The following is a 25,978-nucleotide window of genomic DNA, read 5'->3' on the forward strand; positions in this document are numbered from 1 at the left end:
CCGTCCTCGAAAGGCACCGCCATGAAGTTCACCGACGGGTTCTGGCAGACGCGGGCCGGATTCACGCCCCTGTTCGCGCAGGAGGCCTACGACATCCGCACCGACGGCTTCTCGCTGGAGGTGATCGCGCCCACCCGCGTGATCCGTGACCGCGGCGACGTGCTGAACCGGCCTGCCCTGACCGTCACGATCTCCTCGCCCGCCGAGGGAGTCGCGAAGGTGCGCATCGAACACTGGCGCGGAAGCGCGACGCGTCCCGGCTTCGAGCTCGTCGAGGACGGGGTGGGTCGAACGAGCGTCACGGAGGCGGGCGGCGTGCTCTGCACGGGAGATCTTGAAGTCCGCGTCGCGCAGGGCGCGCCCTGGTCGCTCGAGTTCTGGGACACGTCCACGGGAACCCGCTTAACCGGCTCCGGGCACAAGGCGCAGGGCTACCTGACCGGCCCCGACGGCTCGGCCTACGTGCACGAGCAACTCGACCTCGGCGTGGGGGAGCTGATCTACGGCCTCGGCGAGCGCTTCGGCCCGTTCGTGAAGAACGGCCAGAGCGTCGATGTCTGGAACGCCGACGGTGGCACCTCCTCCGAGCAGGCCTACAAGAACGTGCCGTTTTATCTCTCCAGCTGCGGCTACGGCGTGCTCGTCAACGATCCGGGCCTCGTGTCGTTCGAGGTCGGTTCGGAGGCGGTCGAGCGTGTGCAGTTCTCGGTCGGCGGTGAGGCGCTGGAGTATCTCGTCATCCAGGGCCCGACGAAGAAGGATGTGCTGCGCCGCTACACCGCCCTCGCCGGACGGCCCTCCGTCGTGCCCGCGTGGAGCTACGGGCTCTGGCTCACCACCAGCTTCACCACGAGTTACGACGAGGAGACGGTGAACTCGTTCATCGATGGGTTTGCCGAGCGGGAGTTGCCACTGTCGGCGTTCCATTTCGACTGCTTTTGGATGCGCGAGTTCCAGTGGACAGACCTCGAGTGGGACCCGCGCACCTTCCCGGACCCCGAGGGGATCCTCGCCCGCTTGCACGAGCGCGGCCTGCACACCTGCGTCTGGATCAATCCGTACATCGCTCAGGCGTCGCCGCTGTTCGCTGAGGGCCGCGAGAAGGGCTACCTGCTCCGCACCGCCTCCGGCGACGTCTGGCAGTGGGACATGTGGGTCGCGGGCATGGCCCTCATCGACTTCACCAACCCGGAGGCAACCGCTTGGTTCCAGGAGAAGCTGCGCGTTCTCGTGCGCCAGGGCGTGGACTCCTTCAAAACCGACTTCGGCGAGCGGATCCCGTCCAAAGGCGTGGTCTGGGCCGATGGCACCGATCCGGAGGCGATGCACAACTGGTACCCCCAGCTCTACAACCGCGCGGTGCACGAGGTGCTGGAGCAGGAGCTCGGCGAGGGGAAGGCCGTGCTCTTCGCCCGCAGCGCGACGGTCGGTGGGCAGACCCTGCCGGTGCACTGGGGCGGGGACAATACGTCGTCGTATGTGTCGATGGCCGAGACCCTGCGTGGCGGACTCTCGCTCGCGCTCGGCGGTTTCGCCTTCTGGGCGCACGACATCGGTGGGTTCGAGGGCACGCCCGACCCTGGCGTCTTCAAGCGCTGGCTCGCCTTCGGCCTGCTGTCCTCGCACTCCCGGCTGCACGGTTCGTCTTCGGTGCGCGTGCCGTGGGCGTTCGACGAGGAGGCGGTCGAGGTCACTCGGCGCTTCACGCGGTTGAAGCTCTCGCTGATGCCCTACCTGTACGCGGCGGGAGCGGAGGCGGCGCGCACCGGCCTGCCGCTGATGCGCCCGATGGCGCTCGAATTCGAGGACGATCGCACCGCCGCCCACCTCGATACTCAGTACCTGCTCGGGCACGACCTGCTCGTCGCTCCGGTGTTCACCGAAGACGGTACGGTCGAGTTCTACCTGCCGCGCGGGCTCTGGACGAGCTGGTGGACCGGCGAATCGATCGCATCGACGGGGGAGTGGCGCCGCGAGGTGCACGGCTTCGACTCGCTGCCGCTCTACGTGCGGGAGGGTGCGGTGATCCCGGTCGGCGCGCGCCAGGACACGGCCGAATACGACTATCTCGACGGGCTCGAGTTGCAAGTCTTCCCGGGGCCGGATGGCGTGGCGCACGCGCGTGTCGTCGCGCAGGATTCGGGGGAGGAGACCGTGTTCACGGTGACTCGATCCGGCGGTGCCGTGTCGGTCGAGGGACCGGCCGGCTCCTGGAGCTGGACCGCGGTCTAACCGCGGAAGTGCTCTCGTCCTCGCACACGCCCGCCCGCGGATAGGCTGACCCGCAAGCAGAGGAGACCGCGGAATGCCCGACCACGTTATGCGCGGCAACAACCTCGATCGGGTCCGACGCCACAATCTCTCCGCGATCCTGCGTCTCGTGCACCGTGGTGGACCCCGCTCCCGCTCGCAGCTGACGCGCCTGACCGGCCTCAACCGCTCCACCATCGCCGCGCTGGTCGGCGAACTGGTCGAGTTGGGCATCGTGCGCGAACGCGAGCCCGCCACTGTGAACCAGGTCGGCCGCCCCAGCCCGGTCGTCGAAGCCGCTTCCGGCGTGGTTGCGCTCGCCGTGAATCCCGAAATTGACGCCGTGACCGTCGCCGTGGTCGGCATCGACGCCTCGGTGCGCCGACGCATCCGCCGCTCAGCGTCCGTGCCGACCGCCGAGGCCGCGGCGCGTCTGGCGGCCGAGGCGATCGCCGAGCTTGTGGCCGACCTACCCGAGGACACGCGCACGGTTGGCATCGGCGTGGCCGTTCCCGGACTCGTCCGTGACGCCGACGGCCTCGTCCGCGTCGGCCCGCACCTCGGCTGGGTCGACGATCCGTTCTCACACATGCTCGCCGACGCCACCGGCCTGCCCGTGCTCTCGGCCAACGACGCCAACCTCGGCGCGCTCGCCGAAAGCGTCCTCGGAGCAGGCCGCGACGTCTCCCACCTCGTGTACCTCAACGGCGGAGCGAGCGGAGTCGGCGCCGGCGTCATCGTCGGAGGCGCGCCCCTGCACGGCATCGACGGCTACGCGGGCGAGATCGGCCACACCCTCGTCAACAGCGTCGGGATCGACTGCCACTGCGGCGCGGTCGGCTGCCTCGAGACGGAGGTTGGCCGTGCCAAGCTGCTCACGGCGCTCGGCCTCGACGAGAGCGAGCGGCTGGAGGAGGCGCTCGCCGCCTCCGAGGACCCGGCCGTGCGCGCGGAGGTCGAACGGCAGCTGGGCCATCTTGCCGTCGCGCTGCGTAACGTCATCAACGTCTTCAATCCGCAGCTCGTCGTGCTCGGTGGCTTTCTCGGCGCCCTGATCGGAGTGGCGCCCGGTGTCCTCGAGGGCCGCCTCGCTCAGGGCGGCCCCTTCCGCGTCGCGCTCGACTCCGTCCGGATCGTCCGCACCGAGCTCGGCCCAGACCTGCTCATGCTCGGTGCCGCCGAGCTCGCCTTCGAGCACCTCCTCGCCGACCCCCTCACCACCCCTCTCCACCCGGTCTAACCCGCCCGGACCGGCCCGCCCGGACCGGCCACTTCGGGGTTCCCTCAGCGGGGGAGGTCCGCAAGCCCCCGCGGGCGGGGAACGGGTGGAGGCATCATGTCTGGATGGACTTTCCCCCGACTCCCGGACGTGCCCACCCCGACGCCGTTCAGCGCGAGCGGCTCCGGGAGCGGGTACCCTCCGACGGCGTCGCCGCTCGGCTCCTCAGCACGGAGGCGGCCCACCGCGTTTCGCGCCGCTGGCCGCTGGTCTCAGCGTCGGTGGCGTTTCTGCTCACGGGGCTTCTTGCCTTGCTGATCGCGTTTCGTCCGAGCACCGCCTTCGGCTTCGACGTCGAGTGGATGGACGAGATCGTCGAGCACCGATCGTCCATCTGGAACATCCCCGCGCTGATAATGAACACGGTTGGCGCGGGCATCACCGGCACGGCCATCATTCCGTTGGGCATCGTGGCCGTTCTGCTCGTGTTCCGGAGACGCTGGGCCGCGCTGTACTACGCGATCGCGGCTCTCCTCAGCGTCGGAGCCGCCCAGCTCATCAAGGGGCTGGTTGGCCGCGCTCGTCCCGACGAGATGCTGGTGACCAGCGACTACGGCTCGTTCCCCTCCGGTCACACCGCGAATGCGGCCACCACCGCGATGGTGCTGGCGCTCGTCTTCCCTCTGCTCTGGGTCTGGATCGCCGGGTTTCTGTACACCGTCGCCATGATGGCGAGCCGCACCTACCTCGGCGCGCACTGGCTCAGCGACACTGTCGGCGGCCTCCTGCTCGGGATCGGCGTCGCACTCGTCGTCTGGGCGCCGTTCGCCGGACGCCTCCGCACCGAGGCCGAACTCCCCCACCCCCCACTCTGGATCCGCTCCCCTTCGTCGTAGCCGTCGTCCCCCTTCTCGCGAGATGCCAATTGGGTACGCGACACGCCGAAGAGCCCGTACCCAAGAGGTATCTCGCGGCCGGGGAGGAGGGGGAGCGACGGGTGTGGGTTAGGCGAAGGTGGCGAGGGCGTCGACTTCGTTGAAGGTGTAGACGTGCAGGCCCGCGAGGCGGTCGCCGGCGGCGGAGTCGAGGCGCGCGACGAATGCGGTCGGGTCGAAGCGGCGTCCGTGCAGCAGCCCGCCAGCTACCGACGTGCTCCGCTTGAGGAAGCCGAGCGACGCGCCGACTCCGATCCGCGCCCCCAGCGTCAGTAGCTTCGAGCGCTCGACCGGCCCCGGCACACCGGCCCACACGTCCGCGGTCACGCCCTGCTCGCGCAGCCGGTCCGCGTAGCGCACGACGGCATCCACGTCGAAGCACATCTGAGTAACGACCGAGCGGATGAACGGAGCACGCTCATGCAGGTGCCGCTCGATGCTTTCGGCGGAGAGGTGCGGATGCCCCTCCGGGTAGCCCGCAATGTCGAGTGCGAGCGAGGGAGCCAGCTCACGGGCATCGCGGATCAGCTCGAGGCTCGTCGCGTAGGAGCCCGCAGCCTCCCTCGCGTCGCCCGAGATCACGAACGCCTCGTTGATCCCTGCGTCGCCCAGCCGCGCGAGGAGCCGCTGCAGGGCGTCGCGCCCCTCGATGGTGCGCGCCGCGAGATGCGGCACGACCTGGAACCCGCGGCCGGCCAGCTCCACCGCGCAATCCACGGTCCGTTGCGTCCCGTGTTTGGGGAGGCTGGTGACGGTCAGGGTCACTGCCGATGGATCCGGGAACGCTCGTTCGGCGCGCTCGGCGATGTCGTTCGACGGGATGATCTCGAAGCGCGCGGGGGTCATCGCTCCAGCCTGGCATGGGCCCTGCGCTCCCCGGAGGGGTGCGCAGCGCGGTCTGCCGGTCCGTCGCGCTCCGCTCCTCCTCGTGAACGATCCCGCCCACTCCATGCGCCCAATGTCGGAGGGTCGCCCTAGCCTGAAGGCGGTCGTCGCCCGGCGGTCCTGAAGGGAGTCGCGTGTACCTTGATTCCGGCCGGCTGGTCACGAGCCCTACCGACCTCTCGAACTGGGCCGCCTGCGAGTGGGCGGTGCTGCGGCGCCTCGACGCAATGCTCGGACGCGCTCCTCGCCTCGAGGTCGAGAAGGACGGCATGCTCGAGCGCACGGCCGCCCTCGGCGACGACCACGAGCACCGTTTCCTCGCGGAGCTGAAGCGCACCCACGAGGTGTTGGAGTTCGCGCGCCCCGAGCCGTCCGACTACGCTTCGGCGGCCGATGCCGCGGTCGAGGCGATGCGCGCCGAAGTCGACGTGCTCTACCAGGCCACGTTTTTCGACGGTGACTTCCTCGGTTTCTCCGATTTTCTCCTCCGTACCGCGGATGGTGCCTACGAGGTCTACGACACGAAGCTCGCTCGGCACGCGAAGATTCCGGCGCTGCTGCAACTCGCCGCTTACGCCGAGCAGATGATCGCCCGTGGCGTTCGGGTGGGCGAACAGGTGCATCTGGTGCTCGGCGACGGGTCCGTCACCAGTCACGCGCTGGCGGTGATCGCACCCGTCTACCGTGTGCAGAGCGCTCGGCTGCGGGAGGTGCTGACCGATCGGCTTGCCGCCGAGGAGCCACTGGCCTGGGGCGACTCGCGCTACGTCGCCTGTGGGCGTTGCTCCGTCTGCGCTCCCGAGGTGCAGGCGCACCGCGACCCGATCCTGGTCGCCGGAATGCGGCTGGACCAGCGGGCCAAGCTCGCCGCTGCCGGAGTGATGACCCTCGACGCTCTGGCGGAGCACGACGGCCCCATCCCCGGCCTCGGTTCCGCCGCCCTCGAGACGCTGCGCGCGCAGGCGCGGTTGCAACTGCGCTCCGAGACCTCGCCGGTGCCCGCCGTCGAGGTGATCGACCCCACCGTCCTCGCCGCCCTGCCCGCCCCCGACCCGGGCGATCTCTTCTTCGACTTCGAGGGGGACCCGCTGTACACCGAGAACAACCGCGAGTGGGGTCTCGACTACCTGTTCGGCATGGTTGACGACCACGAGGAATTCACTGCCTTCTGGGCACACGACCTCGCTGCCGAGCGGCAGGCGCTCCTCGATTTCTTGGCGCACCTGCGCGAGCGCCGCGCGCGGTATCCGCGGATGCACGTGTACCACTACGCCTCGTATGAGCGAGCGCACCTGCTCTCGCTCGCGCTCCGCCACGGGGTGGGCGAGGAGGAGGTCGACGCCCTGCTGCGCGACGGCGTGCTCGTCGACCTCTACCCAATCGTCCGGCGCGCGCTACGGGTCGGTTCGCGCAGCTACTCCCTCAAGAAGCTCGAGCCGCTCTACATGGGCGAGGAGGTGCGCGATGCATCCGGAGTGACGACCGCGATCGACAGCATCGACGGGTACGTCAGGGCACGAGCCGCTCTGCTCACCGACCCCATTGAGGGGCAGCGGCTGCTCGACGGGGTCGCCGAGTACAACGCCTACGACTGCCGCTCGACTCTTCGGCTGCGCGACTGGCTGCTGTCGCTCGCTCCGCCGCGCGAGGAGTTGCCGCCCCTCGTCGAGGTCGAAGCTCCCGTCCCACGCGAGCCGCACCCCGTTGCGGTCGCACTGCTCGAGCAGGTCGAGGGCGTTCCGCCGCGTGAGCGGACGGCCGACCAGACGGCGCTCGCCCTCGCCGGTGCTGCCATTGACTACCATCGCCGCGAGGCGAAGACCTTCTGGCAGGAGCATTTCGACCGCCTCCGCCAGCCGCTCGACGACTGGGCCGACGCCCGCGATGTCGTGATGATCGACCGGGTCGAGGTCGTCCGCGACTGGTCGATGCTCCCGAAGGCACGCACACAGTCGCGTGGGTTGCGGATCCTCGGCCGGCTCGCTCCCGGCAGCCGCCTGAGCGTCGGCGCCTCGCCGTACCTCGTCTACGACGTGCCGCCGCCGCCCGGTGCGCCCGCGCCCGGTCAGGGTCTGCGCGGAGCGTCCGACCGCTCCGCGATCCTCGCCGTCACTGCCGACGGCGAGCAGATCGCGCTGCTGCTCAAGGAGGGGTTGAAGGCGGGGGAGGAACCGCACGACGACGTTCCTGTCGCTCTCGCCCCTGCGCCGCCGCCGCGCGCCGCTCCGCAACCCGAGGCCATTGCCCAGTGGGGCGGCGAGATCCTCGACGCGCTGCCCGAACTCCTGCCCGATCCCGCCCTCGCCATCCTGCGCCGCGTGCCGCCGGGCGCCGTCGCCCCGGTGGTGGGCAACGACGTGATCGGCGCGGTCGTCGCGACCCTTCTCGGCCTCGATCGGGCGACGCTCGCGGTCCAGGGTCCGCCCGGAACCGGCAAGACCTATGTCGGCTCGCACGTCATCGCTCGACTCGTCCGCGAACACGGCTGGCGGATCGGTGTGGTGGGCCAGTCGCACTCGGTGGTCGAGAACGTCCTGAGTGCCGTGGTCGGCCGAGGCGTTGATCCGTCCCGCGTCGCCAAGGTGCCTAAGGTCGGCACCTCGGCCGAGGCGCTGGAGGCCGTGGCGTGGTCGCCGGTGAAGAACTCAGCGGCGCTTGCCGCGGTCCTGGAGGAGGGCGGCGGCTGCGTGGTCGGCGGCACCGCGTGGACCTTCGCCAACGCCGCCACCGTTCCCCGCCGCTTACTCGACCTGCTCGTCGTCGATGAGGCTGGCCAGTTCTCTCTCGCGCCGACCATCGCCTCCTCCGTGTCCGCGCAGCGTCTGCTCTTGCTTGGCGACCCGCAGCAGCTACCGCAGGTCAGCCAGGGGTCGCACCCCGAGCCGGTCGACGAGTCAGCGCTCGGCTGGCTTGCTGACGGCCACGACGTCCTGCCCGCCGAGTATGGCTACTTCCTCGCGCAGACGTACCGGATGCATCCCGCGCTCGCTGCCGCCGTCTCCGAGCTCTCCTACGAGGGTGCCCTCGCGTCCCGCGCCCCCGCCGAGCGTCGGCTGGAGGGCGTTGCGCCGGGTGTGCATTCGGTTCCGGTCGAGCACACCGGCAATACCACGTCCTCGCCGGATGAGGCCCGGCGCGTGGTCGACATCGTGGTGTCGATGGTTGGCCGCGCCTGGGCCGACGAGCACGGTGAGCGGAGTCTCGCCGCGGCCGACGTCATCGTCGTCGCCCCCTACAACGCGCAGGGCGGGCTCCTCCGAGCCGCCCTCGACGCGGCGGGGCTCGACGAGACCGCGGTCGGCACAGTCGATCTGTTCCAGGGACGGGAGGCGGTGATCGCGATCGTCTCGCTCGCCGCCTCGTCCGGCGCCGACGTCCCGCGCGGCCTTGAGTTCCTCCTCCTGCCCAATCGGCTCAACGTCGCGATCTCTCGGGCGAAGTGGGCCGCGTACCTCGTGCACTCGCCAGCACTCGCCGCCTCGCTGCCCACCTCGCTCACCGAGCTCGAACGGCTCTCGGGTTTCCTCCGCCTCCTCGAACGCAGCAGACCGGGCCTGGAATGACGGATACGGTGGCCGGGACGCACAAAACTGGCGGTTCTCGATGGCCGGCTGCGTCGCCGACCAGGCCGCCGAGCGCTCCCGCCGCAGCGCGCCCACCTCCGAAGAGCGGCATCTCGCAGAGCAACGGGTGCTAACGGGTGCGTGTTAGCGTCGGTAGCTGTGAGTGACAGCGGGACAACGCGGGAGCGCATCCTCCGGGCGACGGTGGAGCTGCTGGCCGAGGGCGGGCGGGATGCGGTGTCGACGCGGGCTATCAGCGCGGCGGCAGGAGTGCAGGCGCCCACCATCTACCGCACCTTCGGAGACCTGCGTGGGCTACTCGACTCCGCCGCCGCCGCGGGTTTCGCCTCAGCTCTTGCCGATTTCGCGCGGAGCGAGGCCCCGGCCGACCCCATCGACGCTCTCCGTGCCGCATGGGACCACCACGTCGCCTTCGGTCTTGCCGAGCCGCACCTCTACGCACTGATGTTCACCGCCCGGCCGCGCGAAGAATCGGAGGCCGCGCGCCTGTCCCGGGGCGTCCTCCTCGACGCGGTCCGCGCCATCGCCGAGGCTGGCCGGCTCATGGTCGACGTCGACCGCGCCTCGCGCATGCTCCAGTCCGCCGCCCTCGGCTGCACCCTCACCCTGGCCGCGCTCGCCGTGCCCGACGACGAACTTTCGTCCCGCTCGCGCGAGTCCGTCCTCGCGGCAATCATCACGGCGGAGGCGGGCCCCACCGATCCCGCGGCCCGCGCAGTCGTCGCGCACGCTGTCGCGCTGCGCACCGCCCTCCCGGAGATCGAGCCTTTAAGCCCGGGGGAGCGCCTGCTCCTCGACGAATGGCTCGGGCGTATTGCCGAGTAATTCCCATCGGAGCCCGTGCCTGTCCGCGGCGGTGCATGTCCGCTGCGGGACGAGCGGCCGTGCCTCTCCGCGAGACGCCGCACCGTGCGGGCGGATCCGACCGGACGGCGGGCTGTGACCGAGGGCGAGCCCGGGGCCGCGAGGTCCCCTCCGCCCTTGCGCCGGCCGAAAGCCCCAGCAGGCGTACGCGACAGCGCGGAGGCGTGACCGACGCCGTGGCACATCGGGGAGCCCGGACGAACGGAAACGGTGCCCGTGCTGGCGAGAGCAACGGACACCGCTCGCGGAGCCTACGCGATGGCTTTAGAACCCCTCGTGGGAGACGAAGCGGTTGCTCGACCGGTTCCGCGTGCCTGAAGAATCTCCATCCGTGCGACGCAACGGTGGCGCGGACGACGAAACGCCACCCATGCGGGCGAGAGTATGAGCGGCGTCGGAACGACTCTAGGGGATTGACGCTGACGGTCGGAAACTCAATGTCGGTGGTCTGCTGCACCATGGCACCAGTTACCACAACATGAGGTGAACAGCATGGCAAAGGGAGGCATCTCGACCTACTACCAAAACGGTGAGTGGAAGTCGAAGGTTGAAGGTAGCTCGCGAGCGGCCCACGCGGGCGGTACGAAGGTTGGTCAGCAGGCAGTCGGCCGAGGCATGGCGCAGGAGCATAGTCTAGAGCACACCGCCCGTAACGGGGACGGCTTGATCGGCCAGAAGAACTCATACGGGAACGATCCGAACCCGCCGAAGGGGTAGCGCGTGCTGGTGCTGGCCCGCAATTGCGTTACGGGCCAGCACCAGCACGGCGCGAATGAGACGAGCTGCGCGCGGATCGGGCATACCGAGTGTCACGACCGCGCTGCTCCCACCGATGCGGTCGGAACGAATTGGTCGGTCCGGTACATGACAAGTGGCGCGCCCCCTCTCGGGGATGGCGCGTGTCTCGTAAGCTTACGGAAGCGAACTGCCGAGGTCGGTGCCCGACCAACGCTGGCCTCACGCTACAGGAAGTTGGAGAACCGGTGACGCTGTTAACGAACGCACCCACGATCGAAGAGCATGCCCTCGTCGGTCTGCCCCCCATGGACGACAGGGCTGCATCGGAACCGAAGCTTCGCGTTGCGAGCTTCTTTGCAGGAATCGGCGGGTTCGATCTCGGGTTCGAGAACGCCGGTATGGAAACCGTGTGGCAGTGCGAGAAGAAATCGTTTTGCCTTGACATTCTCGAAAAACATTGGCCTGCGGTTCCCCGCGCCGAAGACATTACGGAGGTAAAGCCAAATGACATCCCCGAAGCGGATATCTGGGTCGGAGGATTCCCGTGCCAAGACGTTAGCCTCGCTCGAATGGGTCCGAGAAGCGGACTCCGAGGCAAGCAGTCTGGTCTCTTCTACGACTTTGCGAAGCTTATTGAAGCGCGTCGCCCCGAAGTTGTTGTCCTCGAAAACGTTGCGGCACTCCTCTCTTCCCATGACGGACGAGATTTCGCAATCATCCTACGGACGTTGGCCGACATCGGGTATGGTGTCGCATGGCGAGTTCTTGACAGTCGACACTTCGGCGTCCCCCAAAGCCGCACTCGAGTCTTCATTGTCGGATCTCTTAGAGGGACAGACGCCGCCGGATCGATACTTTTTGAGCCCGAATGCGGCGACCGGGATTCTGAGAAGAGCCGACCGAATGGGGAGAAACTTGTTTCCCCCTTTGCGATCAGCGTTGGAAATCCTAAGCAAGGGTTCGTCAAAAAGCTCGCACATTGTCTCTACGCTGAATCCGCTCGACACACTGGAACCGACTGGTCTCGAAACTACGTCTCCTACCCGGACGGAAGGGTCCGTCGGCTGACTCCTCTTGAGACGGAGCGACTCCAAGGGTTCCCTGACGACTGGACGATGCCGGTCCATGAGATTTCGAATGTGAACACCCTTGATTCCGCCCGATATCACGCGTGCGGAAATGCCGTATCCGTCCCGGTAGTAGAGTGGATTGGCAAGCGAATTGTCGATCAAGTTGGCTCTGCGCTCGTCGGGGCTCGTGTTCATTCCAAGAAACTGATAGCTAAATCGGCATAGAGCCGATCGAGATATTTCTGGCTCGGCCAGAGCTGTTTTTCGGCGGGGAGCCAACTCTCAGGAATAGAAAAACCGTTCTGGCCGAGCTTGTTGATGGTGTGGACTTCGAACTCGACGGACAACTCCGTGAAGCGAAGCACGTACCGCCCATTAATTAGTTCTGGAACCAAGAGCGCAGCGTCAAATGCCCAGTGGTGAAGCTTGCATAAACTCATACCATTCGGCACGACGTCCAGATCGTACTTGCTCCAGGCGAGGATATGCGCAGCGTCAACTCCTGGCCTCACGCCGGGAACACCACCGTATACAGCGCCGCAAAAGAGGCAACGGCCTGCGTAGGCGGCGTGCACAAGGGTACTGAATTTGCGCCCAGACGTCCCCCGAATCTTTGCCAAACGGTACTGGTTCGCCGAACGAGCACTGACAAACGGCTCCTCCTCGCCGATCTCGTCGGGTGGCGGAAGCGAGGGCAGGCGGGGAGGCACGATCTCAAGCATCTCTTCAAGCACCCTGAGGGGATCCCTCTCCTGTTCCACGATAGTAGGAACGACAGTGATTAGGGATTTCAGGAGCTTCGACACTATCCTTGTGAGAGTGATATCAACGTTCTCCCCACTCGCGAGATAGTCTCTATGCTCAAAAAGCGCATTTCTGACGTCCCAGGGGAGAATGTCTCCGACTGCGTAGATCGTCGAAATGCGGTCAAATCGGTGGTTCACGCCGATTGACTCTTTGTCTGTAGTGTTGTCCAAATTGACAAACGACGGGACGATTGTGACCATGTCGGCCATGCCTGTTATCTCTGTTTCTGGCCCAAAGCCCACTCGCGAGAGAATGTATCCTTTATCGCGTGCAACCGGTAGTCCCTCGTTGGTCTGCGCAAATTCGCGGCGTGGGTCCGGGAGAAGTAACATGGACGCAATCATTCGACCGATCTGGAAGGGTGGACTCCACATCGATCGCAGTCGGGGCTTTCCGCTCTCGGCAGCTTCCAGCATCAAGCCAGTGTCGCGAACTATGCCATCCGGCCACCGCATATGGAAAGCGAATCCCTCGAGGCCAAGCGCGTTGTAGGCATAGTGACTACCCACAACCTCGTACTCTCCACGTCCACCTGAAGTTCGGAAGCCGATGTGCATTCGCCGCCCTTGCGCCAGCGGCTCCCGCCGCGCCAACGGTGCCAGCATAGGGGCTCATCGCAAACGAGGGTGCAGGCAGACGCGTGTGAGGTAACCGTGTCGTTGGCCGGGATGGGGTCGAGGTCTTCCGATGATGGGAGTCCTCACACAGCCCGTCCGGAAGACCTCGATATGTCTCACGCTGCCTTCGCGACTCCCGATCTGACGACGTTTTGCGGCCTCGACGTGCTCGGTCTCGAAGCTGTTGGGCAGTACCTCGAACCAGATCGTGCTGTCCTGGAGTGTCGGGTCGTCGAGCCAGACGGCTGGTGCCGCCGGTGCGGGTGCGAGGGCATCCCGAGAAACACGAAGACCCGCCGTGTCGCCCACGAGCCCCTCAGTCGGCGACCAACCCAGCTGCTGGTCCGGGTGTGCCGCTACTGCGAGTGCCGACGTCAACGTCTGGGTTGTCGTGGAGCGGGTCGGGTGCCCGGCTTCGCTGACTTCCGCCAACAACACAAAAACGGTGCCCGTGCTGGCGAGAGCTACGGACACCGTTCGCGGAGGATGGGGGATTCGAACCCCCGAGGGCTTTCACCCAACACGCTTTCCAAGCGTGCGCCATAGGCCACTAGGCGAATCCTCCTGGCGCGACCGTGGCCGCGACTCATCGATACTAGCCGGTGTCGGACCCCTCTGCCGACCACGACCGGTCCCGGCCGCGCTCGCAGGACGTCGACGTCGGTTAGACTATCTCCCGGCTCCCCGCGTGGCGCCATCCAGGCCAACTCCCCCAGGGCGGAAACGCAGCAAGGGTAACCGGGCTCTGGCGGGTGCGCGGGGGGTCTTTCCTTATTAACACAGAGGCCGTTCCGCCGAGACGGCTCGCGCTGCCGGCACGCGGCGACCACGACGTCCCTCCACAGCCCGTTCCGCCTCGATGCCCTCCCCGCCGATGCCTGACGCCCAGCCAGCCGCAGCGACCCCCTCGGTAGGCTGACCCCGATGGTTCAGAGCATCTACATCTCGTCCGCCGAAGGTCATTCTGGCAAGTCCACGGTCGCCCTCGGCGTCCTCGACGCGCTCAGCAGCCGAGTGCAGCGCGTCGGCGTCTTCCGACCGATCGCGCGCTCCACTTCCGAGCCCGACTACGTCCTCGAGATGCTCCTCGGGCACGCCGAGTCCGGCCTTGCTTACGAGGACTGCATCGGTGTGACCTACGAGGACGTCCACGCCGACGGCGAGGCCGCACTCTCGCGCATTGTCGAGCGCTACAAGGGCGTCGAGGGGCAGTGCGACGCGGTCGTCATTCTCGGCTCCGACTACACCGACGTCGGCAGCCCGACCGAACTTGGCTACAACGCCCGGATCGCCGCCAACCTCGGGGCGCCGGTCCTGCTCGTACTCACCGGCCGCGACCCCTCTCGGAGCGAGCAGCTCGGTCAGGCGCCCGCGCGCACGCCCGAGGAGATGCGCCAGATCACCGAGCTCGCCTCGGTCGAGTTGCGCACGGCTCATGCGAGCCTGATCGGAGTGATCGCCAACCGCGCCGATCCGGGCACCGCGTCCAAAGCGGTTGCCGCTATCCACGAGAGCATCCCCGCGTCCGTGCCCGTCTGGGCGATCCGTGAGGACCCCTACCTCGTCGCTCCCAGCCTGTCTCGCCTGGTCGAGGCGGTCGACGGAGTCGTGGTCGCCGGCGACCCCGAGCTGCTTGGTCGCGAGGCGCTTGGAGTGGTCGTCGCCGGCATGTCGATGGTCAATGTCCTGCCGCGCCTGACCGAGGGCGGAGTGGTCATCGTCCCCGGCGACCGACCCGAGGTCGTCCTCGCGGTGATCATGGCCTACGCCTCCGGCACCTTTCCTACGGTCACGGGCATCATCCTCAACGGCGGGTTCGAACTGCCCGAGCCGATCGTGCGTCTGATCGAGGGAATCGACACCCGGCTGCCGATCATCATGACCGAGCTCGGCACCTACGACACCGCAGTCCGCGTCACTGCCGCTCGCGGGCGCCTCGCCGCCGATTCGCCACGCAAGCGCGACACGTCGCTCGCGCTGTTCCAGGAGGCGGTCGACGTCGTCGAGCTGCTCACCCTGCTCGACGTCGGCCGATCCGAGGTCGTCACGCCGCTGATGTTCGAGTACGGCCTGATCGAGCGCGCCCGCATCGCTGATCGCCACATTGTCTTGCCCGAGGGCGGCGACGACCGCATCCTCCGTGCCGCTGCGACTGTGCTCAAGCGTGGCATCGCGCGGCTGACGATCCTGGGCGAGGAGGCCGAGATCCGCGCTCGCGCGGCTGGCCTGGGCCTCGACCTCGACGGCGCCCGCGTGCTCAGCCCCCTCGATCCCGTGCACCGCGCTCAATTTGCGGAGGAGTACGCCCGCATCCGCGCGCACAAGGGCATGACGTACGACCACGCGTACGACACCGTCACCGACGTCTCCTACTTCGGCACGATGATGGTCCAGTTCGGGCTCGCCGACGGCATGGTCTCGGGAGCAGCGCACACCACGGCCCACACCATCCGTCCCGGCTTCGAGATCATCAAGACCAGCCCAGGCGTCTCGGTCGTGTCGAGTGTGTTCCTGATGGCTCTCGCCGATCGGGTCCTCGTCTACGGCGACTGCGCGGTCAATCCCGATCCGACGGAGGCGCAGCTGGCCGACATCGCGATCTCTTCTGCCGAGACGGCACAGCAGTTCGGCGTCGACCCGCGCATCGCGATGCTCTCCTACTCCACCGGCGAGAGCGGAGCCGGGGCCGACGTCGAGAAGGTCCGTGCTGCGACGACGTTGGTGCGTGAGCGCCGACCCGACCTGCTCGTCGAGGGGCCGATCCAATACGACGCGGCGGCGGATGCGGCGGTCGCCGCCTCGAAGATGCCTGGCTCGCAGGTCGCCGGCCGCGCAACCGTGTTCATTTTCCCGGACCTCAATACGGGCAACAACACCTATAAGGCCGTGCAGCGCTCGGCCGGTGCCGTGGCGATCGGCCCCGTGCTGCAGGGCCTCCGGAAGCCGGTCAACGACCTCTCACGAGGCGCCCTCGTGCAGGACATCGTCAACACCGTCGCCATCACGGCCATCCAGGCCGCCACGCAGGCCATCGTCCCGCCGACCTCCGCCATCCCCGTCGTGCGCTAGCGGCCGGTCGCCGCCCCTTCCGACCCCGATCCCCCAGGAGTCCCTCATGTCCGTCGTCCTCGTCGTCAACAGCGGTTCATCGTCGTTCAAGTACCAGCTCATCGAAATGACCACCGAGGAGACGCTCGCCAGCGGCCTCGTCGAGCGGATCGGTGAGGAAACCGGCCGCATGAAGCACACCCGCGATGGGGAGTCGTTCGAGGTCGAGGCGCCGATCCCGGACCACCCCGCGGGCTTCTCCGCGATGATCCGCGCGTTCGGTGAGCACGGCCCGAGCCTCGACGAATTCCCTCCTGTGGCCGTCGGCCACCGCGTGGTGCACGGCGGCAAGCGCTTTTTCGCGCCCACTGTCGTCACCGACCTGGTCAAGATCAACATCGAGGACCTCGCCGATCTCGCACCGCTGCACAACCCCGCCAACCTCGAGGGCATTGAGGCGGCGCAGAAGGCGTTCCCGGACGTCACCCACGTCGCCGTCTTCGACACCGCGTTCCACCACACGATCTCCGACGCGGCGTCGAGCTACGCCCTCCCGATCGAACTCGCAGAGAAGCACCGCATCCGGCGCTACGGCTTCCACGGCACTTCGCACAAGTTCGTGTCGGAGGCAGCCGCGGCGTATCTCGGTCGTCGCCGCTCCGACCTCAAGACCATCGTGCTGCACCTCGGCAACGGAGCCTCCGCCTGTGCCGTCGACGGCGGTGCCTCCGTCGAGACGTCGATGGGGATGACCCCGCTCGAAGGCCTCGTCATGGGAACGCGCTCGGGCGATCTCGACCCGGCCGTCGTCTTCCACCTCGTTCGCAAGGCCGGGCTCTCGATCGACGATCTCGACGCACTCCTCAACCGGCGCAGTGGCCTGCTCGGCCTCAGCGGCCGCGGCGATATGCGCGACGTGCAGGAGGCGGCCGAGGCAGGCAACGAGCAGGCCCGCGCCGCACTCGACGTCTATTACCACCGGCTCCGGCACTACATCGGCGCCTACTACGCCCAGCTCGGCCGAGTCGACGCCATCGTCTTCACGGCAGGAGTCGGCGAGAACGTCGCTGCCGTCCGCACCGGCGCCCTCCACGGCCTTGAAGGGCTCGGCATCGAACTCGACCACGAACGCAATATCGCCCGAGACAGCGGTGCCCGCCGCATTTCGACCGACGACTCGCGCGTCGCGGTCCTCGTGATTCCCACGAACGAAGAACTGGAGATTGCGCGGCAATGCTTGTCTGTCGTGTAGCGGCGGAGCCGCTACACGACCGCGGTTGGCTTGTGTGGGGGGTGCGTTCCTAGGAGCGGGGAGCGTCGGGCTGCCCGGAATCGCTGGCACGCGATTACGGGTCGTGCCCTCGTCCTTCGGACATCGACTTGGGGGTCGTTTTGCGGACGTCGGGTTGTGTCTCGTCCTGTGGGCGGCGGGTTGTGTCTCGTCCTGCGGACGTCGGGTTGTGCCTCGTCCTGTGGGCGTTGGGTTGTGTCTCGTCCTGTGGGCGTCGGGTTGGGGGAGGAGACGGGGGGTGTGGCGTGGGGTGGGAGGGGCGCGGTCGAGGTGGAGCGGAGGGTCGGGGCGGATGAGCCGCTCCTGAGTGCGGGAGTCGGCCGGGGCGGTGTCGGAGGTCGCGGCTACTCTGTACGGGTGGTTGCAGCCCTGTATCGCCGGTATCGGCCCGAGACGTTCGCCGAGATGATCGGCCAGTCCCAGGTGACCGATCCGCTCATGACCGCGCTCCGCACCAACCGCGTCAACCACGCCTATCTCTTCAGCGGTCCGCGCGGCTGCGGCAAAACCACGTCGGCGCGCATCCTCGCCCGCTGCCTCAACTGCGCTACCGGCCCCACCGACATCCCGTGCGGTGTCTGCGAGAGTTGCATCGAACTCAGCCGTGAGGGCCAAGGTTCGCTCGACGTGGTCGAGATCGACGCCGCCAGCCACAACGGAGTCGACGACGCGCGCGACCTGCGTGAGCGCGCCATCTTCGCGCCCGCCCGCGACCGTTTCAAGATTTTCATCCTCGATGAGGCGCACATGGTGACGCCACAGGGCTTCAACGCCCTGCTCAAGATCGTCGAGGAGCCGCCGGAGCACGTCAAGTTCATCTTCGCCACGACCGAGCCCGACAAGGTCATCGGCACGATCCGCTCCCGTACCCACCACTATCCGTTCCGCCTTGTCCCGCCGGCGCAGATGCTCGACTACACGCAGGAGCTCTGCGAGCGGGAGGGCGTGCACGTGGCCGCTGGTGTGCTGCCGCTGGTGGTTCGCGCAGGGGGCGGCTCTGTCCGCGACACCCTGTCCCTCCTCGATCAGCTGATGGCCGGCTCCGAGGCCGAGACCATCGAGTACGAGCGAGCTGTCGCGCTCCTCGGCTATACGCACGGCGCACTGCTCGACGAGGTCATCGACGCGCTCGCGGAGCACGACTCGGCGGAGGCGTTCGGAGCGGTCGATCGGGTCATCCAGACGGGCCAGGATCCCCGCCGCTTCGTCGAGGATCTGCTCGAGAAGCTGCGCGACCTCATCGTCGTCGCGGCCACGGGAGGCGCTGCCTCCGCCGTGCTCCGCGGCGTCTCACAGGACGAACTCGACCGAATGGCCGGCCAGTCGCGCGCACTCGGCCTGGCGGAACTCTCGCGAATCGCCGACGTGGTCAACGACGCCCTGACCGAGATGACCGGCGCGACCTCGCCGCGCCTCCACCTCGAGCTGATGATCGCACGCACGCTCGTCCACGGCACCGGTGCGGGCATCGCCCCGGCGCCGCGTCAGGAGGAGCACGCTCGAGATGTCGCGGCGTCTCGTCCCGCCGCCGCGCAGCCCCCAACCCAGCCGACGAATGTCCGCGAGCGGTCGCGAGCATCCCACGCCGCGAACCCCGGATCCGTGCCGGAGTCACTCGCCGCCGCTCCACGCACCGAGGCGCCGGTCACGGCCGCCACTGCGGTTGAAGCGCCTCCAGTGACAGCGCCGGAGCAGCGGTCACGGCCGGAAGCACCGCCGCCGGATCCTGCCCAGGAGGCACGTGCGCCGTCGCCGGCCCCGGTCTCGGACGGCGACGACTCCCGCACGACGCCGGAAGCGCCTCCCACTGACGGCGGGATCTCCCTCCAGCGCATGAAGGACACCTGGCCCGAGATCCTCGAGGTCGTGCAAAAGGCGAAGATGACGGCCTGGCTCGTCGCCTATACCGCGCAAGTCCGCGCGCTGCAGGACGATGTGCTCACGCTCTCGTTCCCGAGCCAGAACGACGTCGAATCGTTCAAGATGCCCGGCACTGCGGGCCAGCCCGGTGTCAGCGAGTACCTGCGACAGGCGATCCAGCAGGTCCTCGGCCTGAGGGTCAAATACATTGCCCGAGTCGAGCCGCGCGCCGCGGCCCCGGAGGCGGAGCGCGCCGCGGTCGAGACGCCGACCGCGCCGCCACCCGCCAGTGAAAGCCCGCGCGATGATGACGGCTGGACGACAGTCGCCATTCCTACCGATCCGACCCCTGTGCCCACGGTAGAGCCCGCACCGGTGCCTGCCGCTGAGGTTGTTGCCAGGCCGGAGGCCGCCTCCGCAGAGCACGCTCGCCGGTCGACCACTGACGAGCCCCCCTCCGACACCGCGCCCCCCCTCGACGAGGAGCCGCCGGAGGAGGACATGCCGCCGGTTGAGCCGTCGATGCCCGACTCCTGGGCCACGGTCTCTCCTCCGGGAGAGCCCGCTCCGGAGCCCGTCACCCGGCCCCGAACGAGCGTGATTCCGGAACGTTCCGCGCCCGCCGCTCGCCCCGCGACCCGCACCACCCGCGCGGCGACTGCTGACGGGCGGCAGCGTTACGGTGAGGCCGTGGTACGCGAGATCCTCGGCGCGCAATTCATCGAGGAGCAGCCGCACACGCCGCGCGGACCCCGGGTGACCGGAGCATGACTCCCAGCATCGTCAACCGTCCCGCCGTCGTTCCGGCGGCGCTTCCTGTCCGCCATCCCCGAGAGGAGGCGACCATATGTACGAAGGCATCGTCCAGGAGCTGATCGACGAACTCGGTCGACTCCCCGGCATCGGTCCGAAATCGGCTCAACGCATCGCGTTCCATATCCTGCAGACCGAGACGTTCGACGTCACCCGCCTGGCCGAGATCCTGCTCGAACTGCGTCACCGTGTGCACTTCTGCGACATCTGCGGCAACGTCGCCGAGGAGGCGACGTGCGGCATCTGTCGCGACCCGCGTCGCAGCCGTGCGGTTATCTGCGTGGTCGAGGAGGCGAAGGACGTCCCGGCGATCGAGCGCACCCGCGAGTTTCGTGGGCTGTACCACGTCCTCGGCGGTGCTATCAGCCCGATCGACGGTATCGGCCCGGACCAGCTCCGCATCCGTCAACTGCTGCAACGCCTCGCCGATGGGGAGGTGCAGGAAGTCATCATCGCAACCGACCCCAACCTTGAGGGCGAGGCGACGGCCACCTACCTCTCGCGCATGCTCAGCACCCTCGGCATCCGCATCACCCGGCTCGCCTCCGGTTTGCCGGTCGGCGGCGACCTCGAGTACGCCGACGAGATCACCCTCGGCCGCGCCTTCGAGGGGCGCCGCCTGGTCGAGAATTGACTCGGCAGCTCCGCTCCTCTCCGTGGTCCCGTCGGCATGTCTCCACCGGTAGGCTCGGCCGTCGGGTCGCGACGGTGGCCCACCGACCGACCCGGGAGTAACGCGTGAGCCTGATCGTCCAGAAGTTCGGCGGGTCCTCCGTTGCCGACGCGGAGAGCATCAAGCGGGTCGCGAAGCGCATCGTCGCCACGAAGCAGGCCGGTAACGACGTCGTCGTCGCCGTTTCGGCGATGGGCGACACGACTGATGATTTGCTCGAGCTTGCTCATCAGGTGACGCCGATCCCGGCTCCGCGCGAGCTCGACATGCTCCTCTCCTCCGGCGAGCGGATCTCGATGGCTCTGCTCGCAATGGCTATCAAGAGCATGGGTTACGAGGCCCGGTCCTTCACCGGTAGCCAGGCCGGCATGATCACCGATGGTCAACACGGCGCGGCTCGCATCGTCGATATCACGCCGGTCCGCCTCCGCGAGGCGCTCGACCAGAACGCGGTCGTCATCGTCGCGGGCTTCCAGGGTTTTAATCGCGACACGAAGGACATCACGACCCTCGGCCGGGGCGGCTCCGACACCACGGCGGTCGCGCTCGCCGCCGGCCTCGGCGCTGATACCTGCGAGATCTACACCGACGTCGATGGCGTTTTCACGGCTGATCCGCGCGTCGTCAAGAAGGCCCGCAAGCTCGACCGCATCTCGAGCGAGGAGATGCTCGAGCTTGCCGCAGCCGGCGCGAAGGTGCTGCACATCCGCGCCGTCGAATTCGCCCGCCGCCACGGAGTCACGCTTCACGTGCGCTCCTCCTTTAGCCCCAATGAGGGCACGATCGTCTACAACGCCGAGATCGCCGGCGCCGAACAGAACGGACAAGCCGTGGAAGAGCCCATCATCGCCGGAGTCGCCGCCGACTTGAACGAGGCGAAGATCACCGTCGTCGGAGTACCGGATATCCCGGGCAAGGCGGCGCAAATTTTCACGATTGTCGCCAAGACCGGCTCGAACATCGACATGATCGTGCAGAATGTCTCGGCTGCGGCAACCGGCCGCACGGACATCTCGTTTACGCTGCCCAAGGCCGACGGCCAGACCGTCCTGATGGCGCTCAACGCCGAGAAGGTCGAGGTCGGTTTTGAATCACTGCAGTACGACGACCAGATTGCCAAGCTCGCGCTCGTCGGCGCCGGAATGCGCACCAACGCCGGCGTCTCGGCCAAGCTCTTCCGCTCCCTATATGAGGCGGGGATCAACATCGAGATGATCTCGACCAGCGAGATCCGCATCTCGGTCGTGACTCGAGCGGACACGGTGAACGATGCCTTACGCGTTGTGCACACCGCCTTCGGCCTCGACGGCGACGATGAGGCCGTCGTCTACGCCGGCACCGGCCGCTGACGTCCGGGATCGACCCGATCCGTCGGATCCCCGGTACCGTCTCCCTCGGTACCTCCGCCAGGAGCGGCCCGCGCGCCGCACGGACGAAAGAGCACAGCATGAGCAGCACCCCCCTTCACGTCGGAGTCGTCGGCGCGACCGGACAGGTCGGCACGGTGATGCGCCGCCTTCTCGACGAGCGCGACTTCCCGGTCGCGTCGATCCGATTCTTCGCCACCGCCCGCTCGGCAGGTACGACGCTGCCGTTCCGCGGCGAGGACGTCGTGGTCGAGGATGTCGAGACCGCCGACCCCGAAGGCCTCGACATCGCCCTGTTCTCGGCCGGAGCGACGGGCTCGCGCGCGCAGGCGCCCCGCTTCGCCGCGGCCGGAGTCACCGTGATCGACAACTCGAGTGCTTGGCGGATGGACCCCGAAGTGCCGCTGGTCGTCAGCGAGGTCAACCCGCATGCCATCGACCAGGCGGTCAAGGGCATCATCGCCAACCCCAACTGCACGACGATGGCCGCGATGCCGATCCTCAAGGTTCTCGACCGGGAGGCCGGCCTCACTCGCCTCATCGTCAGCACCTACCAGGCCGTCTCAGGCAGCGGTCTCGCCGGCGCGAACGAGCTGGCCGGCCAGGTCCGTGCCGCGGTTGCCGACTCGCACCTGTTGGACCTTGTGCACGACGGCTCCGCGGTCGCCTTCCCTGCTCCCGAGAAGTACGTCGCCCCGATCGCCTTCGATGTGATCCCCTTCGCCGGGAGCCTCGTCGAGGACGGCTCGAACGAGACTGACGAGGAGAAGAAGCTCCGCAACGAGAGCCGCCGCATCCTCGAACTCCCCGACCTGCTCGTCTCGGGAACGTGCGTGCGCGTGCCGGTTTTCACCGGCCATTCGCTCTCGGTGAACATCGAGTTCGCGCGGGCGCTCAGCCCGGATCGAGCGCGCGAACTGCTCGCCGATGCTCCAGGGGTCGTCCTCCGCGAGGTGCCGACGCCGCTCGAGGCGGCGGGCACGGACCCGAGCTACGTCGGCCGTATCCGCTCCGACGAGGGCGCTCCGGAGGGTCGCGGTCTTGCTCTCTTCATCAGCAACGACAACTTGCGCAAGGGCGCGGCGTTGAACGCGGTGCAGATTGCCGAACTGATAGCGGCGAAGCAGCCCGTCGCCTGACTCGTGGCGGGGCTGAGGCCGAGCGCGTTGGAACCTTGAGAGTGGAAAAGCCACGAATTTAACGGGCGAGTGCACCTTCGCCCGGCCGTCCTCGACCGAAGCAACGGTAAACTCGATCCTTGTGAGCTCCTCGGAACCGGTCGACGTCGCCCTCATCGGTGGGGGCATCATGAGCGCCACTCTTGGCGCGCTGATCACCCAGCTGCAGCCCGATTGGACGATCGCGGCGTACGAGCGCCTCGGTGATGTGGCTCAGGAGTCGTCGAACCCCTGGAACAACGCGGGCACGGGGCATGCTGCCCTCTGCGAACTCAATTACATGCCCGAGGCGACCGATGGCTCCGTCGACCCGGCCAAGGCGATCCAGATCAACGAACAGTTCCAGATCTCACGCCAGTTCTGGTCGAGCTTGGTCGAGTCGGGCGACATTCGCGAACCCTCCAGTTTCATCAATCCGGCTCCGCACATGACCTTCGTGCACGGTGAGGCGAACGTCGAGTACCTCCGCAAGCGCTATCAGGCGCTCAAGGACCAGCCGCTTTTCGCCGGTATCGAGTTCACCGAGAGCATCAAGACCATCCACGAGTGGGCGCCGTTGCTGATGGAGAAGCGTCCCGCCGGCGGCGGTCCCTACGCGGCGACCCGCATGCCCGCTGGCACCGACGTCGACTTCGGCTCGCTCACACATCAGCTGTTCGACCACGTGGTCGCTCGCGGCGGCACTCTCGACACCGGCCACGAGGTAACTCGCATTGCACGACAGAAGGATGGCACCTGGCGCCTCGACCTCAAGCAGGCGGTTGGAGGCACGCCGAAGCGTGTCACCGCCCGCTTCGTTTTCGTCGGCGCCGGTGGAGGGGCGCTGCACCTCCTTCAAAAGTCGGGCATTCCCGAGATCAAGGGCTTCGGCGGCTTCCCGATTTCAGGTCAGTTCCTCCGCACCGACAATCCCGAGCTGGTCGCTCAACATAGAGCGAAGGTGTACGGCAAGGCCGCGGTCGGCGCGCCCCCGATGTCGGTACCGCACCTTGACGCACGGGTCGTCGATGGCGAGTCCTCGCTCCTCTTTGGCCCCTATGCCGGATTCACTCCCAAGTTCCTGAAGCGGGGTTCGTGGCTCGACCTGCCGCTTTCCATCCGTCCGCACAACATCGGCCCGATGCTTGCTGTGGCTCGCGACAACCTCGATTTGATGAAGTACCTGATCGGCGAAGTTCTTGCCGGCCGTGGCAAGAAAATGAAGGCTCTGCGCGAGTTCCTGCCCACCGCCCGCGACGAGGACTGGTACCTCATTACGGCCGGCCAGCGCGTGCAGGTGATGAAGAAGGACGACAAAAAGGGCGGAGTGCTGCAGTTCGGTACCGAAGTCATCACCGGGGGAGAGGGCACGATTGCCGGTCTCCTCGGTGCCTCGCCCGGCGCCTCGACCGCGGTGCCCATCATGCTCGACATCGTGCAAAAGTGTTTTCCTGAGCAGATGACGGCCTGGGAGCCCCGGATTCGCGCGCTCGTGCCGAGCTACGGCTCGACGCTGAACGATGCACCCGACAAGGCCGAGCGGACGGTGACGGCGACGGCCGAGGCGCTGGAACTCTCCGCCGCGGTCTAGTTCGCGCGGCGCCTCGAATGCGCGAGAGGTTCGAACGTATGTTCTAATAGCTGCATGAGATGGAACGGGCAGTCGATCGGTGCGGCGGATGAGGCCGCGCTGCCCGGTCTCGTGAAGCTCACCGATCTCGTCCGGACGGTGCGCACTCCGGAGTTCGATGGCATCACCTTCTATGAGGTGCTGGCGAAGTCCGCGCTCAACAAGGTGCACACCTCGTCACAGATGCCGTTCGGCTGGAGCATCAACCCCATGCGTGGCTGCACGCACGCCTGCACCTACTGCTTCGCCCGGCCCACCCACGAGTACCTCGAGTTCGACGGCGGTCGGGACTTCGACTCGCACATCGTCGTCAAGGTCAACGTCGCGGAGGTCCTCGCCCGCGAGTTGGCCCGCCCGAGCTGGGGGCGGCATCCCGTCGCGCTCGGCACGAACACCGACCCGTACCAGAGGGCCGAGGGCCGCTATCGGCTGATGCCGGGCATCATCGCCGCGCTGGCGGCCTCAGGCACGCCGATCTCGATCCTCACCAAGGGGTCGCTTCTGCGGCGCGACCTGCCACTGTTGCGGGAGGCGGCGGAGCACGTTCCGGTCGATCTCGGAGTGTCGATAGCGGTGTACGACGAGGAGCTGCAGCGATCTGTCGAGCCGGGAGCGCCGAGCGCGGCGGCTCGCCTAGCCACGGTCACCGCGGCGCGCGAGGCGGGGTTCGACTGCTCGGTGTTTCTGATGCCGATCCTGCCGTTTCTCACCGACACCCGGGCGCATCTCGACGCGTCGCTGCGTGCCTGCCGCGAGGCTGGCGCGAGCACCATCATGTATTCGACCCTGTACCTCAAGCCCGGCGTGAAGGAGTGGTTCCTGCACTGGCTCTCGCAGGAGCACCCGGAGTTACTCGACCGGTACCGCTCGCTCTATCCAGGTCGCGCTGCATACGCGCCACTGGAGTACCGCCGCTGGCTGTCCGCGAGAATCCGGCCCCTGATGCGCGATCACCGGCTCGAGCGTGGCGAGGAGGATCCGGCTACCGGCTCCGTACGCTCCTCCGCACTCGGCTCGTTGGGCACGTTGCGCGCACTCGGCGGCCAGCGTGGCACCCTTCAGCGCGACGGCCTGCTCATGGGCGAACTCGGCCCCGACCGCGCCGCCATCCTGCCCGGAGTCGGCCAGCCGACCCTCTTCTGAGCCGGCCTTCCGTCGTGCCGCGGCTAG

The 25,978-nt window shown here is 67.6% G+C and carries 17 protein-coding genes, 1 tRNA gene, 1 other RNA gene and 1 pseudogene; 17 read left to right on the plus strand and 3 right to left on the minus strand.

Annotation, left to right across the window (positions count from 1 at the left end; translation table 11 throughout):
* The first annotated feature begins 21 nt into the window (after positions 1-21).
* From yicI to B0H03_RS01945, 3 genes are all read left to right on the plus strand, one after another.
* On the plus strand, positions 22-2,232 hold the full coding sequence (gene yicI, locus B0H03_RS01935; RefSeq protein WP_104266457.1) for an alpha-xylosidase: 2,211 nt from the start codon (positions 22-24) through the stop codon (positions 2,230-2,232).
* A gap of 73 nt (positions 2,233-2,305) precedes the next feature.
* The gene (locus tag B0H03_RS01940; protein WP_181075099.1) at positions 2,306-3,490 is read left to right on the plus strand and encodes an ROK family transcriptional regulator; all 1,185 of its coding nucleotides are present in this window, start codon (positions 2,306-2,308) and stop codon (positions 3,488-3,490) included.
* Positions 3,491-3,594: 104 nt separating this feature from the next.
* Positions 3,595-4,365 carry a phosphatase PAP2 family protein gene (locus B0H03_RS01945; RefSeq protein WP_104266458.1) on the plus strand — a complete coding sequence of 257 codons (771 nt, stop codon included), beginning with the start codon at positions 3,595-3,597 and terminating at the stop codon, positions 4,363-4,365.
* Positions 4,366-4,473: 108 nt separating this feature from the next.
* Here the strand turns inward: B0H03_RS01945 and B0H03_RS01950 are convergent, their stop codons facing one another.
* Positions 4,474-5,250, minus strand: a complete 777-nt coding sequence (locus B0H03_RS01950) for a methylenetetrahydrofolate reductase (protein ID WP_160487209.1) — start codon at positions 5,248-5,250, stop codon at positions 4,474-4,476.
* A 173-nt stretch (positions 5,251-5,423) separates the two neighbouring features.
* Between B0H03_RS01950 and B0H03_RS01955 the strand changes: the two genes are divergently transcribed.
* The 4 genes from B0H03_RS01955 (at position 5,424) to B0H03_RS01970 (ending at position 11,770) form a co-directional block, all read left to right on the plus strand.
* Positions 5,424-8,852, plus strand: coding sequence for a TM0106 family RecB-like putative nuclease (locus tag B0H03_RS01955; RefSeq protein ID WP_104266460.1), 3,429 nt, complete (start codon positions 5,424-5,426; stop codon positions 8,850-8,852).
* Positions 8,853-9,011: 159 nt separating this feature from the next.
* On the plus strand, positions 9,012-9,698 hold the full coding sequence (locus B0H03_RS01960) for a TetR/AcrR family transcriptional regulator (protein ID WP_104266461.1): 687 nt from the start codon (positions 9,012-9,014) through the stop codon (positions 9,696-9,698).
* A gap of 531 nt (positions 9,699-10,229) precedes the next feature.
* Positions 10,230-10,454 (plus strand): DUF2188 domain-containing protein, encoded by a 225-nt coding sequence (locus B0H03_RS01965; protein ID WP_104266462.1) that lies wholly within the window; start codon positions 10,230-10,232, stop codon positions 10,452-10,454.
* Between the two features lie 266 nt (positions 10,455-10,720).
* A complete protein-coding gene (locus B0H03_RS01970; RefSeq protein WP_241560484.1) occupies positions 10,721-11,770 on the plus strand; it encodes a DNA cytosine methyltransferase in 1,050 nt (349 codons plus the stop codon).
* Here the strand turns inward: B0H03_RS01970 and B0H03_RS01975 are convergent.
* Positions 11,737-12,684 carry an HNH endonuclease gene (locus B0H03_RS01975; RefSeq protein ID WP_160487210.1) on the minus strand — a complete coding sequence of 316 codons (948 nt, stop codon included), beginning with the start codon at positions 12,682-12,684 and terminating at the stop codon, positions 11,737-11,739. The genes B0H03_RS01970 and B0H03_RS01975 overlap by 34 nt on opposite strands.
* A gap of 396 nt (positions 12,685-13,080) precedes the next feature.
* On the opposite strand from B0H03_RS01975, the pseudogene B0H03_RS01980 reads away from it, so the two are divergent.
* A pseudogene (locus B0H03_RS01980) lies at positions 13,081-13,344 on the plus strand (ISL3 family transposase); the annotation flags it as partial.
* A gap of 105 nt (positions 13,345-13,449) precedes the next feature.
* Here the strand turns inward: B0H03_RS01980 and B0H03_RS01985 are convergent.
* Positions 13,450-13,534, minus strand: a tRNA-Ser gene (locus tag B0H03_RS01985).
* Between the two features lie 110 nt (positions 13,535-13,644).
* Between B0H03_RS01985 and ffs the strand changes: the two genes are divergently transcribed.
* From ffs to B0H03_RS02030, 9 genes are all read left to right on the plus strand, one after another.
* Positions 13,645-13,741: signal recognition particle sRNA small type (gene ffs, locus B0H03_RS01990), an RNA gene on the plus strand.
* 152 nt (positions 13,742-13,893) lie between these two features.
* Entirely contained in the window at positions 13,894-16,038 is a 2,145-nt protein-coding gene (gene pta / locus B0H03_RS01995; protein WP_104266464.1) for a phosphate acetyltransferase, read from the plus strand.
* Positions 16,039-16,084: 46 nt separating this feature from the next.
* Positions 16,085-17,269, plus strand: coding sequence for an acetate/propionate family kinase (locus B0H03_RS02000; RefSeq protein WP_104266465.1), 1,185 nt, complete (start codon positions 16,085-16,087; stop codon positions 17,267-17,269).
* 396 nt (positions 17,270-17,665) lie between these two features.
* Positions 17,666-19,939 (plus strand): DNA polymerase III subunit gamma and tau, encoded by a 2,274-nt coding sequence (locus B0H03_RS02005; protein ID WP_104263713.1) that lies wholly within the window; start codon positions 17,666-17,668, stop codon positions 19,937-19,939.
* A 76-nt stretch (positions 19,940-20,015) separates the two neighbouring features.
* Complete coding sequence (recR, locus tag B0H03_RS02010; RefSeq protein WP_104263641.1) at positions 20,016-20,615, plus strand: recombination mediator RecR; 600 nt, start codon at positions 20,016-20,018, stop codon at positions 20,613-20,615.
* Positions 20,616-20,719: 104 nt separating this feature from the next.
* Positions 20,720-22,003, plus strand: a complete 1,284-nt coding sequence (locus tag B0H03_RS02015) for an aspartate kinase (RefSeq protein ID WP_104263642.1) — start codon at positions 20,720-20,722, stop codon at positions 22,001-22,003.
* Positions 22,004-22,101: 98 nt separating this feature from the next.
* Positions 22,102-23,160, plus strand: coding sequence for an aspartate-semialdehyde dehydrogenase (locus B0H03_RS02020; RefSeq protein WP_104263643.1), 1,059 nt, complete (start codon positions 22,102-22,104; stop codon positions 23,158-23,160).
* A gap of 121 nt (positions 23,161-23,281) precedes the next feature.
* Positions 23,282-24,769, plus strand: coding sequence for a malate:quinone oxidoreductase (locus tag B0H03_RS02025; protein ID WP_104263644.1), 1,488 nt, complete (start codon positions 23,282-23,284; stop codon positions 24,767-24,769).
* Positions 24,770-24,823: 54 nt separating this feature from the next.
* On the plus strand, positions 24,824-25,951 hold the full coding sequence (locus tag B0H03_RS02030) for an Rv2578c family radical SAM protein (RefSeq protein WP_104263645.1): 1,128 nt from the start codon (positions 24,824-24,826) through the stop codon (positions 25,949-25,951).
* The last annotated feature ends 27 nt before the right edge of the window (positions 25,952-25,978 follow it).

The sequence above is a fragment of the Rathayibacter iranicus NCPPB 2253 = VKM Ac-1602 genome (assembly GCF_003149025.1).
GTDB lineage: Bacteria > Actinomycetota > Actinomycetes > Actinomycetales > Microbacteriaceae > Rathayibacter > Rathayibacter iranicus.

What these genes read in the sequence shown, in the direction of transcription:
- yicI (WP_104266457.1), top strand. Translation starts at nt 22, where the DNA reads ATGAAGTTCACCGACGGGTTCTGGCAGACGCGGGCCGGATTCACGCCC.
- B0H03_RS01940 (WP_181075099.1), top strand. Translation starts at nt 2,306, where the DNA reads ATGCCCGACCACGTTATGCGCGGCAACAACCTCGATCGGGTCCGACGC.
- B0H03_RS01945 (WP_104266458.1), top strand. Translation starts at nt 3,595, where the DNA reads ATGGACTTTCCCCCGACTCCCGGACGTGCCCACCCCGACGCCGTTCAG.
- B0H03_RS01950 (WP_160487209.1), bottom strand. Translation starts at nt 5,250, where the DNA reads ATGACCCCCGCGCGCTTCGAGATCATCCCGTCGAACGACATCGCCGAG.
- B0H03_RS01965 (WP_104266462.1), top strand. Translation starts at nt 10,230, where the DNA reads ATGGCAAAGGGAGGCATCTCGACCTACTACCAAAACGGTGAGTGGAAG.
- B0H03_RS01975 (WP_160487210.1), bottom strand. Translation starts at nt 12,684, where the DNA reads ATGTTACTTCTCCCGGACCCACGCCGCGAATTTGCGCAGACCAACGAG.
- pta (WP_104266464.1), top strand. Translation starts at nt 13,894, where the DNA reads ATGGTTCAGAGCATCTACATCTCGTCCGCCGAAGGTCATTCTGGCAAG.
- B0H03_RS02000 (WP_104266465.1), top strand. Translation starts at nt 16,085, where the DNA reads ATGTCCGTCGTCCTCGTCGTCAACAGCGGTTCATCGTCGTTCAAGTAC.
- recR (WP_104263641.1), top strand. Translation starts at nt 20,016, where the DNA reads ATGTACGAAGGCATCGTCCAGGAGCTGATCGACGAACTCGGTCGACTC.
- B0H03_RS02020 (WP_104263643.1), top strand. Translation starts at nt 22,102, where the DNA reads ATGAGCAGCACCCCCCTTCACGTCGGAGTCGTCGGCGCGACCGGACAG.
- B0H03_RS02030 (WP_104263645.1), top strand. Translation starts at nt 24,824, where the DNA reads ATGAGATGGAACGGGCAGTCGATCGGTGCGGCGGATGAGGCCGCGCTG.